Raw genomic sequence first — 11,426 nt, 5'->3', positions numbered from 1 at the left:
CTCGTACCTGCGGGTATAGCCGCCGGYGCAGGCCACGCAGCCACAGCCCGGCTCGATCGGGTCCATATCCCGTGCGTACTGTGAATTGCGGATGCGAACGGTGCCGAACGAGGTGAAGTAGTGGCCGTTGCGCGCGTTCCGGGTCGGCATCACGCAATCGAACATGTCCACGCCACGTGCGACACCCTCTACCAGGTCTTCAGGGCGGCCAACGCCCATCAGATAGCGCGGACGGTCGGCCGGCAGCTCCGGATCCAGATGGTCGAGCATGGCGTTGCGCTCGTCTTCCGGCTCGCCCACGGCCAGGCCGCCGATGGCATAGCCGTCGAAGCCGATCCCCTGCAGGGCCTCGGCCGAACGGCTGCGCAGGTCGGTGTGCACCCCGCCCTGGACAATGCCGAACAGGGCGGCGTCATTGCCGAGCTCGTCATGCGCATTGCGGCTGCGCTGGGCCCAGCGCAGGCTCAGTTCCATCGACCGGCGGGCGACTTCCTCGGTGGCCGGGTACGGCGTGCACTCGTCGAAGATCATCACCACGTCCGAATCGAGCACCTTCTGGATCTTCATGCTCTCCTCCGGGCCCAGGAACACCCGGGCACCGTCGGTCGGCGAGGCGAAGGTCACGCCCTGCTCGGTGATCTTGCGGCGGTGGGCCAGCGAGAACACCTGGAAGCCGCCTGAGTCGGTCAGGATCGGGCCATCCCAGCGGCAGAAGCCGTGCAGGCCGCCGTGGTCGGCGATGATGTCCAGGCCCGGCCGCAGGTACAGGTGGAACGTGTTGCCGAGGATGATCTCGGCGCCCAGCGCGCGCACCTGGTCCGGCAGGATGCCCTTGACCGAGCCGTAGGTCCCCACCGGCATGAAGGCCGGCGTTTCCACCGTGCCACGCGGGAAGGTCAGGCGGCCACGGCGGGCGCGGCCATCACGGGTCTGGAGCTGGAACTGCAATCGGGACATGGAGCGGTCGTTCGGGCAAATAGTCGCCCATTGTCTCCCAAAACCGCCTTTCCTGCTCCGGTAGCGCCGGGCCATGCCCGGCGGATGACCCGCAAGTGCGCACCAACGGTACGCACCCACCAGAAGCGAATGCCGGCGCCCTACCCCGCCTGCGGGAACAGCAGCATCGCGTCGCCGTAGCTGAAGAAGCGATAGCGCTGTTCGATCGCGTGCTGGTAGGCCTCGAACACGCGGTCCTTGCCGGCGAACGCGGAGATCATCATCAGCAGCGTGCTTTCCGGCAGGTGGAAATTGGTCACCATCGCGTCGACGCTGCGGATCCGGTAGCCCGGGGTGATGAAGATCTGCGTTTCGCCCGCGAACGGCAGCAGCTCCCCCTCACGCATCGCACTTTCCAGCGCGCGCACCACCGTCGTGCCGACGCCGATCACCCGGCCACCGGCCGTACGCGTGCGTCGCACCTGCTGCACCAGCTCGGCACCGACGTTCAGCCACTCGCGGTGCATGACGTGGTCCTTCAGGTCGTCGGCGCGCACCGGCTGGAACGTGCCTGCGCCCACGTGCAGGGTGACGTGGCCGAAATCCACGCCCTTGTCCTTCAGTGCTGCCAGCAGCGCCTCATCGAAGTGCAGGCCTGCGGTCGGCGCCGCCACGGCGCCCACTTCGCGCGCGAACACGGTCTGGTAGCGCTCGCGGTCGTCCACACCGGGCTCGCGCTGGATGTAGGGCGGCAACGGCAGCCGGCCGGCGTGCAGCAGCCACTGCTCCAGCGATTCCGGCACATGGAACTGCAGCACGTAGAACTCGCCGTCGCGGCCCATTACTTCAGCTTCGCCACCGGCATCCAGGGCGATGCGGCTGCCGGCCTTCGGCGACTTGCTGGCACCGACCTGGGCCCGGGCCTGCTGGCCGCCGAGCAGGCGTTCTATCAGGATCTCCACGCGGCCACCGCTGGCCTTCTGCCCGAACAGGCGCGCCGGAATCACCCGGGTGTCGTTGAACACCAGCAGGTCGCCCGGTTGCAGCAGCGATGGCAGGTCGCGCACCTGCAGGTCGGTGAAGGCAGCCGGCGCCGGCGGCACCAGCAGCAGGCGGCTCGCAGAGCGTTCGGCCAAGGGGGCCTGGGCGATCAGTTCGGCCGGCAGTTCGTAATGGAAATCGGACTTCTTCAAGGCAGTGGACGGCAACAGGTCGACAATGGCGCGCATTGTACGGCCAGCGTCTGCGAGCCGGCACGGGCGCACCCGAACGTCGCGCAAAATGCTGCTATGCAGCAGTCTTTTGCGGGGTTATCGCGCAAAAAAACAAGTGCTAGCATCGACGAGGAAGTCCGATGCACGAGCCCGCCCCAAGCGCGCGTGAAGACGCGCGTTTTGCTTTTGAAGGCCCGTGCGACCCAACGTTTCAGGAGATCTGCAATGAGCTTCATCGAACGCCTCGCCCCCCTCCGCGCCCAGCCCGGCACCCGCCTCACAAACGGCCTGGATGACGCAACCCTGACCGCCCTCGCCGCCAACCACCCGCAGCTGGTCGCCGCGGTCGATGCCGCTGCTGCCGAATTCGCGCGCGTGCAGGCTGAGCTGGGGCCGCTGCTGGCACAGGATGAGCAGGCGCAGATCGATGCCATGCAGGACGGCTTCGTCAATTTCTACGCCGATGATGCGGTGACCCCGTACGTGGCGCTGGCCGCGCGCGGTCCGTGGGTGGTGACCCTGAAGGGCGCGGTGCTGTACGACGCCGGTGGGTACGGCATGCTGGGCTTCGGCCACACCCCGGACGCCGTCATGGAAGCGATGTCACGGCCGCAGGTGATGGCCAACATCATGACCCCCAGCCTGTCCCAGCAGCGCTTCATCGCCGCCCTGCGGGCCGAGATCGGCCACCGTCGTGGCGGCTGCCCGTTCACGCGCTTCATGTGCCTGAATTCCGGCTCTGAAGCGGTTGGGCTGGCCGCACGCATCGCCGACGTCAACGCCAAGCTGCAGACCGACCCGGGTGCCCGCCATGCCGGTGCGGCAATCAAGCGCGTGGTCATCAAGGGCAGCTTCCACGGCCGCACCGACCGACCGGCGCTGTATTCCGATTCCAGCCGCAAGACCTACATGCAGCACCTGGCCAGCTACCGTGGCGAGGAGTCGGTGATCACCGTCGCCCCGTACGACGAGGCCGGCCTGCGCAAGGTGTTCGAGGATGCCGCGCAGAACAACTGGTTCATCGAAGCGGTGTTCCTGGAACCGGTGATGGGCGAAGGTGACCCGGGCCGCTCCGTGCCGCCGGCGTTCTATGCGCTGGCCCGCGAACTGACCCGCGCTCACGGCAGCCTGCTGCTGCTGGACTCGATCCAGGCCGGCCTGCGCGCCCATGGCGTGCTGTCGGTGGTCGACTATCCCGGCTTCGAAGGGCTGGATGCGCCGGACATGGAAACCTACTCCAAGGCACTGAACGCCGCGCAGTATCCGCTGTCGGTGCTGGCCGTGACCGAGCACGCCGCGCAGCTGTACCGCAAGGGCATCTATGGCAACACCATGACCAGCAACCCGCGTGCGCTGGACGTGGCCTGCGCCACTCTGGCCCAGTTGACCCCGCAGGTCCGCGCGGCGATCACCGAGCGTGGCGCCGAGGCGGTGCGCAAGCTGGAGCAGCTGAAGAACGAGCTGGGCGGCCTGATCACCAAGGTGCAGGGCACCGGCCTGCTGTTCTCCTGCGAACTGGCCCCGCAGTTCAAGTGCTATGGCGCCAATTCCACCGAGGAATGGCTGCGCCAGCACGGCATCAACGTGATCCATGGTGGCGAGAACTCGCTGCGCTTCACCCCGCACTTCGGCACGGACAGCAGCGAGCTGGACCTGCTGGTAGGCATGGTGGGCCGTGCGCTGCGTGAAGGGCCGCGCCGCGAACAGGCTGCCGCCGCGTAATCCCAGACCCTCGTAGAGCCGGGCGCTGCCCGGCTGAAGGGCTGGCCCTGATCTGAACGAAATATCGCCGGGCAAAGCCCGGCGCTACAGAGAACAACGGCAAAGCCTCATAATTGCCCGGACACCCCGCCCTGCGACCGGCTTCACTGGTTGACCGCGGGGCGTTTTCGTTTCCGGCCAAGACAGGAAGATCCATGAAGTCGATCTGTGTGTACTGCGGTTCCAACGCTGGCAGCAAGCCGGTCTACACCGAACGCGCCATCGCGCTGGGCGATCGCATCGCCCGCGACGGCATGCGCCTGGTGTACGGCGGCGGCAATGTCGGCCTGATGGGTACCGTGGCCAATGCCGTGCTCGCCGCCGGCGGTGAGGTCACCGGCGTGATTCCGCGCCAGCTGGCCGACTGGGAAGTGGCCCATCGCGGCCTGACCGAACTGGAGATCGTCGGTTCGATGCATGAACGCAAGTCGCGCATGTTCGATCTGTCCGATGGCTTCGTCGCCCTGCCCGGCGGCTTCGGCACCATGGAAGAGATCTTCGAGATGCTGACCTGGCGCCAACTCGGCATCGGCAACAAGCCCTGCGCGTTCCTCGATGTGGACGGCTTCTATGCGCCGTTGATCGGCATGATCGATCGCATGGTGGAAGAGCGCTTCCTGCACCCCGAGCAGCGCCAGGACCTGTGGTACGGCTCGGACATCGAGGAGATGCTGGCCTGGATGAAGAACTACCAACCGGCCCAGGCCTCGAAGTGGATCGACGAGAAGCGCCGCGCGGCGCTGCGTTGAGGACTACGTGCGCGGTGGCTCAGGCTGCCGCGCGCGTCCACGGTGCCGGCCGGCCCAGCAGGTAGCCCTGGCCGTAGTCGCAGCCGAGCTCGAACAGCGTGTCACGCTGCGCCTCGGTCTCGATGCCTTCGCCGATCGTCTCGATGCCCAGCGTGCGTGCCAGCGACAGCACGCCTTCGACCAGCGCGCGCGTGCTCTGCGCCTCCGGGCCGTGCAGGCCGGCAATGAAGCTCTGGTCGATCTTCAACGTGCTGATCGGGAAACGGTGCAGGTAGGACAGCGCCGAGAAGCCCGTACCGAAATCATCCAGCTGCACCTGGATGCCGCGTTCACGCAGGCCCTTCAGGATGCGCAGCGTGTGTGGACCGTCATCGAGCAGCGCCACCTCGGTGATCTCCAGGCGCAGCCGCCGCGGGTCCGCGTTGCTCGCCTCCAGCAGGCCATACAGGCGCCCGCTGAACTCGGCGGAGCGGAAATGCCGCGGCGACACGTTGACCGACACATAGCCACGCCCACCATCGGCAAGGCCGGCGATGACCTGCTCGTAGATCAACCAGTCGACCTGTTCGATCAGGCCGCTTTCCTCGCCCAGCTCCAGGAACGCGCCCGGCAGCAACAGGCCGCGGCGCTCGTGCTTCCAGCGCAACAGGGCCTCATGGCCGACCACCTCGCCGTCGGACAGGCGCACGATCGGCTGGTAGAACGGCACGAAATCACGGTTGTTGATCGCCCGCCGCAGGTCGGCCTCGAGATCCAGGCTGCGCAGCGCCTGCTCGCGCATCTCCTCATCGAAGATCGAGCAGCGGTCGTGGCCCTGGGCCTTGGCCCGGTACATCGCCGCATCGGCGTCGCGCAGCAGTTCCTCGCCGGTGCGATAGCGCGGGTTCCACAAGGCGATGCCCAGGCTGCCGGAGGGGAACAGCTCGCGACCGGCGATCCACATCGATTCCTGCAGCGCCAGCAACAGCCGCTGGCCGAAATCCAGCGCCTGCGCCAGGCCCTCCGGACAGTGCAGCAGCACGGCGAACTCATCACCGCCCAGGCGCGCCACCACATCATTGTCGCCGGCCATGGACACAATGCGCTTGGCTACTTCCACCAGCATGCGATCGCCGGCGGCGTGACCGATGCTGTCGTTGACCAGCTTGAAGCGGTCAAGGTCCAGGAACAGCACCGCGAACACCGGGCCGCCTTCGCGCCGGGCCAGCGCCAGCGCATCCTGCAGCCTGTCCAGCAGGTGCAGGCGATTGGGCAGTCCGGTCAGCGCGTCGTGCATCGCCTGGTGGGTCAGTCGCTGCTCGGCGCGCAGGCGCTCGCCGATCTGGCCCAGCAGCTTTTCGTTCACCTCGCCCAGCTCGCGGGTGCGCTCCTCCACCCGCTTTTCCAGCTCGGCATGCGCCGAGCGCAGTCGTTGCTGGTCGCGCTGGCGCGCAAGACCGGTGCCGATGTTCTGCGCAACGAAGATCAGCAGGCGCTGGTCATGCACGCTGAAGGCGATCTGCTCGGTGTAACTCTGCACCACGATCGCACCGACCACTTCGTCGTCGCGCAGCAACGGCACGCCGAGCCAGCACTGCGAACGTGCGCCGGATTCGCGCACCTCGCCGGTTTCCAGCAGCGCATCGATCTGCGCACGCGAGGCCAGCAGGGGCCGACGATGGCGGACTACGTACTCGGTCAGGCCACGACTGAACGCGCGCGGTGCACGACTCGCGTTGTGCTCGTCGACCGAATAGACGAAATCCAGCCCATCGCCCTCGGCATTGACCAGCGCGATATAGAAATTGCGCGCATCCAGCAAGCGCCCGACCACGCCGTGCACCTGCCCGTAGAACTGCGCCAGGCTGTCGGCCGACATCGCCATTTCGGCGATGTTGTACAGCGCGGTCTGCAACTGCTCGGCGCGGCGGCGCTCGGCCACTTCATCCTGCAGGCTGAGATTGGCGCGCTGCAGCTCCTGCGTGCGCCGTTCCACCTGCTGCTCCAGCCGCACCTGCGCCTGGCGGCGGTCCATGGCGGTCTGCACGTGCTGGGCGACAAAACCCAGCAGGGCCCGTTCGGCCTCGCCGTAGCGGTCGGCATGCTCGTAGCTCTGCACCACGATCGCACCACACACCCGGCCATCGCGCAGCATCGGCACGCCCAGCCAGTCCAGGCTCTCCGGGCCGCGCTGCGGGTCGTGCTCCTGGTCTACCCGCGCCAGCAGTTCGCGCGAAGGCCCGCTCAACGGCCGGCCATGCCGCAGCAGCGCCACTGTCAGGCTGCGCGGCATCTGGTCGATGTCGTAGCCCTGCGCCGGATCGGCGACGAAGTCATCGACCTGGTCGGCGAAGTACAGGAAGCGGATCTGCCGGCGGGCATCGTCATACTCGACGATGTAGCAGTTCTGCGCGTACATCAGCGTGCCCAGCACGCCATGCACGTGGCGCAGCATCTCGCTCATTTCCAGGTCCGCACCGGCCAGGTCGGCAATCTGGAACAGGGCCTGCTGCAACCGCTCAGCTTCTTCCAGCGCCTTGATCTGCCCCGCCTGGCGGCCCCGCTGCAGGGCCAGCTCCATGGCCTGCCGGGCCAGCCCCCACCAGGCCGGGGAAGGCGTCGCGCCGCGTACCGACAGCAGCAGCCGGGCGCCGTCGTATTCCCAGCCGTGGCGGCCTTCAGCATGGTCGGCCAGCGGCTGCCAGATGTCCTCCTCGCCACCGCCGATCGGCCAACCACCCTGCCCGCTGCCGAGCTGCGGATCGTCCCAGCCGACGCGCACGATCGCCGTTTCCGGCAGCAGCGCATGCAGCGCGCGCACCAGCGCTGCGCTCAGCACAGGCTCGTTGTTTGACGCTTCCAGCGCGCGGTCGGCTTCGGTGGACAAATGACGTTCTCTTGGCGCCGCCTGAGCGCCGCCTCCCCTGAATTACCGAGCATAACGCGCCACCCGGGGGGCAATGGAAGCCCGGCAACCCCGAAACGTGCCCTCGGGCGTTTTTCCTTTCGATCCCCTCCCGGTTCCTGCCGTGACTGTCGCCCTGTCCCACCCCATCGCTGGCTATGCGCCACCGCCTGCAGGGCTTACCCTGTACGGCGTGGATGCCAGCGCCCTGCCAACCGATGAAGCCTTGATGCTGGCCTGGGCCGCCGGTGAAGTGCACGCGTTCGAAAGCCTGTATGCCCGTCATCGCAAGCGCCTGTTCGGCTTCCTGCTGCGGCAGCTGCGCGACACCGCGCTGGCCGAGGAGATGTTCCAGGACGTCTGGCAGCGGGTGATCAGCGCGCGTGCAGGCTGGCAGGCCGATGCCGCCTTCAGCACCTGGCTGTTCCGCATCGCCCACAACCGCCTGAACGACCACTGGCGCGCCGCCCGCCATCGCCCCCCTGCACCGGCCGATGCCGATCTGCGCCTGGCCGCGCTGGAAGATGGGCAGACACCGGAAGCGGAATTGTCCGAATTCGAACAACGTCGCCGCATCCAGCTGGCGATGGAAGAACTGCCCGCAGAACAGCGCGAAGTGCTGCAGCTGCGGCTGGAACAGGAACTGAGCCTGGAGGAGATCGGCCAGATCACCGGCGTTGGCCGGGAAACCGTGAAATCGCGGCTGCGCTATGCGATGGACAAGCTGCGTGCGGGACTGAACGCATGAACCGAGACGATGCACTGACGCCGGAAGAACGCGAACTGGCACGCCTGCTTGGGCGCCGCACCGAACAGGGCCCTCCGCCGGCACTGGACGCGGCGATCCTCGCCGCTGCGCGTGCGGCCGTGGACACGCCGGTACGCGAGGCAACCGCGTCYCCGGCGGCACCACGCACGCTGCGCCCGCGCCGCCGCTGGCCGGCCGTGTTCGGCGTTGCCGCATCGGCGGTGTTCGCCGTTGGCATCGCCTGGCAGATGCGTCCAGAGCCTCCGTCGGCCCCTGCCGAGGCAGGGGCCGCTGCGCCTGCTGTACAGGAAATGGCGGCCGATGCGAGCGCCGAAGGCACTGCCTACGACAGCGCGGCCGCCGATGTTGCGGCCACCGAAGCCGCACAGCTACCTGCACCGGCCGCAGCACCGGCACCCGCGGCGGCCAACGCAGCACCGGCACCGGCACCGGCCATCGCGGAGGTGGTGAAACCCGCGCCTGCCGCACCCCGGCAGGCACCCGCTCCAATGTTGGCGCCGGCACCGCCACCTGCGCCTGCAGCCGACACAGCGTTTGCGCCGCCCCCGATGCCGGCGGCAGCGCCCGCAGCCGAAGCCTATTCGGCGCCTGCCCCTGCGGCTCCTGCCGCGACGATGAGGGCGCGCAAGGCCACTGCGGCGACGGCGGAATCAATGACCTCCGCGCAGGCCATCGCCGAAGACCGCGTCGCACTCACCGCAGCCAAGCAGGAGGCGGCCGGCAGAACCGCGCCTGGCGTCATGCGCCGCGCAAGCGACGCGAACCTCAGCGCGGACGCGGTACAGGCCGAAGTGCAGGCCGATGCCGGGCTGCCACGCCGGCAATGGCTGCAGAAGATCCGCGAGCGCCGCGACGCCGGCCAGCGCGACCTGGCCCGGGCGAGCCTGGAGCGTTATCTGCAGACCTATCCAGAGGCGCGCCTGCCAAAGGATGTGCGACCGTTGCTGGACGACTGAGGCACGTCGGCGGCAAGCCCGTAGAATGAAGGGAATGCCCGACACCCTCGCCCAACCGGTCAACCACACCCTGGACGTCAAGCACAGCCGCTTCATCGCGCATGCCGCGCCGATCGAGAGCGCATCTGCGGCGATGGCATYTCTGCAGGACGTATCGGTAGCCGATGCGACCCACAACTGCTGGGCCTACCGGCACGGCCAGGACTATCGCTCCAGCGATGACGGCGAGCCCGCCGGCACCGCGGGCCGCCCGATCCTGGCCGCCATCGATGGCCAGGGATTCGACCGGGTGATGGTGGTGGTCACCCGCTGGTTCGGCGGCATCAAGCTGGGCGCCGGTGGCCTGGTCCGGGCTTACGGCGGCGCCGCTGCCGAATGCCTGCGCACCGCGCCGCGCCTGCCACTGGTGGCGATGGCGCGGCTGCAGCTGGTAGCTGGATTCGAGGACCTGGGCGCGCTGCATGCGGCCCTGCCGGCCCACGCGGCCGAAAAACGCGATGAACAGTTTGATGCCAATGGCGTGAGATTGCGGGTGGAATTGCCCGCAGAGCAGGTCGACGCATTGAAAATCCGCCTGCGCGACGCCACCCGTGATCGTATCCGTATCCAAGATGACCCCCTCGATGACTGACAAGGACGCACCGGCGACCGACCCGGCCTCCCCGCCGCTGCGCCGCCTCGGCAGCCTGCGCACACTGTGGCCGTTCGTGCGCCGCCACAGCGGATTGTTCAGCGCCTGGCTGCTGGCCCTGGCCGTTTCTTCGGCAGCGACCCTGAGCCTGCCGCCGGCGGTGAAGCAGATGATCGACCACGGCTTCAGCAGCGGGGGCCAGATCAACCGTGCCTTTGCATTGCTGATGCTGGTCGCTGTGGTGCTGGCGTTGGCGACGGCGGCGCGCTTCTACTTTGTTTCGCTGCTCGGCGAGAAGGTCGTGGCGGACCTGCGCAGCCGGCTGTACGCGCACCTCATCCAGCTCGGCGCCGGCTTCCACGACCGCAGCCGCAGCGGCGAGCTGGTTTCGCGCCTGACCGCCGACAGCGAACTGCTGCGCAGCGTGGTCGGCTCGACCATGTCCGTGGCGCTGCGCAGCAGTGTCACCGTGGTCGGCAGCCTGGCGATGCTGTTTGTCACCAGTCCGCGGCTGGCCGCCTGGTCGCTGCTCGGCATCCCGCTGGCAGTGCTGCCGATCATCATCGGCGCGCGCAAGCTGCGTACCATCGCGCGCAGCAGCCAGGACCGCATCGCCGATGCCAACAGCCTGGCCAGCGAAACGCTGGGCGCGGTGCGCACCGTGCAAGCGCATGCGCGCGAGCCCTATGAACGCGGCCGTTTCGACCATGCGCTGGGCGATGCGATCCGTGCCGCGCGCCGGCGCATCGGCGCGCAGTCGCTGGTGACCGCCAGCGCCATCCTGCTGGTGTTCGGTGCGATTGTCGGGGTGTTGTGGCTGGGCGCGCACGACGTCATCGACGGGCGCCTCAGCGCCGGTACGTTGGGCCAGTTCGTGCTGTACGCGCTGATCGGCGGCGGTTCGGTCGGTGCGCTGGCCGAAGTGTGGAACGAACTGCAGCGCGCATCCGGCGGCATGGGCCGCATCGGCGAGCTGCTGCAGGAAGACATCGAGATCCGTGCCCCGGCCAAGCCGCGTGCGCTGCCACAGCCGCTGCGTGGCGAAATCCATTTCGACGACGTGGTGTTCAACTACCCGCAGCGACCGGACCAGGCCGCGCTGGACCATTTCAACCTGCACGTGCGGCCGGGTGAAACCGTCGCCCTGGTCGGCCCGTCAGGCGCCGGCAAGAGCACGGTGCTGTCGATGCTGCTGCGCTTCCACGATCCGGCAAGCGGCCGCATCTGCGTGGACGGCATCGATGTGCGCGAGGTCGATCCGGCCGAGCTTCGCGCGCAGCTGGCGCTGGTGCCGCAGCAGCCGACATTGTTCGCCTCCAGCGCACGCGACAACATCCGCTATGGTCGGCTGGAGGCCAGTGACGCCGAGGTGGAGGACGCAGCCCGTGCCGCCGAGGCCGACGCCTTCCTGCGTGCGTTGCCAGAGGGCTACGACAGCGAACTGGGCGAGCGCGGTGCCCGCCTGTCCGGTGGCCAGCAGCAGCGCGTGGCGATCGCCCGTGCCTTGCTGAAGGACGCACCGATAC

The 11,426-nt window shown here is 68.2% G+C and carries 9 protein-coding genes; 6 read left to right on the top strand and 3 right to left on the bottom strand.

The annotated features are described in order from the left end of the window. Both tgt and queA read right to left on the bottom strand, forming a co-directional pair. Nucleotides 1-957, bottom strand: a 957-nt coding sequence (gene tgt, locus AB4Y84_RS04070) for a tRNA guanosine(34) transglycosylase Tgt (protein WP_442249800.1), incomplete at its 3' end; no start/stop codon positions are given. Between the two features lie 140 nt (nt 958-1,097). Then, the gene (gene queA, locus AB4Y84_RS04065; protein WP_442244982.1) at nt 1,098-2,129 is read right to left on the bottom strand and encodes a tRNA preQ1(34) S-adenosylmethionine ribosyltransferase-isomerase QueA; all 1,032 of its coding nucleotides are present in this window, start codon (nt 2,127-2,129) and stop codon (nt 1,098-1,100) included. A gap of 246 nt (nt 2,130-2,375) precedes the next feature. Between queA and AB4Y84_RS04060 the strand changes: the two genes are divergently transcribed. Continuing rightward, nucleotides 2,376-3,872 carry an aminotransferase class III-fold pyridoxal phosphate-dependent enzyme gene (locus AB4Y84_RS04060; protein WP_442244921.1) on the top strand — a complete coding sequence of 499 codons (1,497 nt, stop codon included), beginning with the start codon at nt 2,376-2,378 and terminating at the stop codon, nt 3,870-3,872. Between the two features lie 194 nt (nt 3,873-4,066). Further along, nucleotides 4,067-4,660, top strand: coding sequence for a TIGR00730 family Rossman fold protein (locus AB4Y84_RS04055; RefSeq protein WP_025875132.1), 594 nt, complete (start codon nt 4,067-4,069; stop codon nt 4,658-4,660). A gap of 19 nt (nt 4,661-4,679) precedes the next feature. Here the strand turns inward: AB4Y84_RS04055 and AB4Y84_RS04050 are convergent, their stop codons facing one another. Next, nucleotides 4,680-7,526, bottom strand: coding sequence for a bifunctional diguanylate cyclase/phosphodiesterase (locus AB4Y84_RS04050; RefSeq protein ID WP_032977624.1), 2,847 nt, complete (start codon nt 7,524-7,526; stop codon nt 4,680-4,682). Nucleotides 7,527-7,773: 247 nt separating this feature from the next. Here AB4Y84_RS04050 and AB4Y84_RS04045 point away from each other — a divergent pair, with 247 nt between their 5' ends. The 4 genes from AB4Y84_RS04045 to AB4Y84_RS04030 all read left to right on the top strand — a co-directional run. Next, nucleotides 7,774-8,292 carry an RNA polymerase sigma factor gene (locus AB4Y84_RS04045; protein ID WP_229291374.1) on the top strand — a complete coding sequence of 173 codons (519 nt, stop codon included), beginning with the start codon at nt 7,774-7,776 and terminating at the stop codon, nt 8,290-8,292. Beyond that, entirely contained in the window at nt 8,289-9,269 is a 981-nt protein-coding gene (locus AB4Y84_RS04040; RefSeq protein ID WP_442244920.1) for a hypothetical protein, read from the top strand. The genes AB4Y84_RS04045 and AB4Y84_RS04040 overlap by 4 nt, the downstream gene beginning before the upstream one ends. Nucleotides 9,270-9,303: 34 nt before the next feature. Further along, on the top strand, nt 9,304-9,900 hold the full coding sequence (locus tag AB4Y84_RS04035; RefSeq protein ID WP_442249799.1) for an IMPACT family protein: 597 nt from the start codon (nt 9,304-9,306) through the stop codon (nt 9,898-9,900). Further along, on the top strand, nt 9,893-11,426 hold a 1,534-nt coding region (locus tag AB4Y84_RS04030), incomplete at its 3' end, for an ABC transporter transmembrane domain-containing protein (RefSeq protein WP_442249798.1). The genes AB4Y84_RS04035 and AB4Y84_RS04030, both read left to right, overlap by 8 nt.

Origin of the sequence: Stenotrophomonas sp. 2YAF22 (assembly GCF_052114665.1) — a bacterium.
GTDB lineage: Bacteria > Pseudomonadota > Gammaproteobacteria > Xanthomonadales > Xanthomonadaceae > Stenotrophomonas > Stenotrophomonas indicatrix.
Note: the sequence above shows the minus strand (reverse complement) of the source record. Positions and strands in the feature narration are given on the sequence as shown.

Coding starts and splice junctions, on each gene's coding strand:
- AB4Y84_RS04060 (WP_442244921.1), top strand. CDS start 2,376: ATGAGCTTCATCGAACGCCTCGCCCCCCTCCGCGCCCAGCCCGGCACC.
- AB4Y84_RS04055 (WP_025875132.1), top strand. CDS start 4,067: ATGAAGTCGATCTGTGTGTACTGCGGTTCCAACGCTGGCAGCAAGCCG.
- AB4Y84_RS04045 (WP_229291374.1), top strand. CDS start 7,774: ATGCTGGCCTGGGCCGCCGGTGAAGTGCACGCGTTCGAAAGCCTGTAT.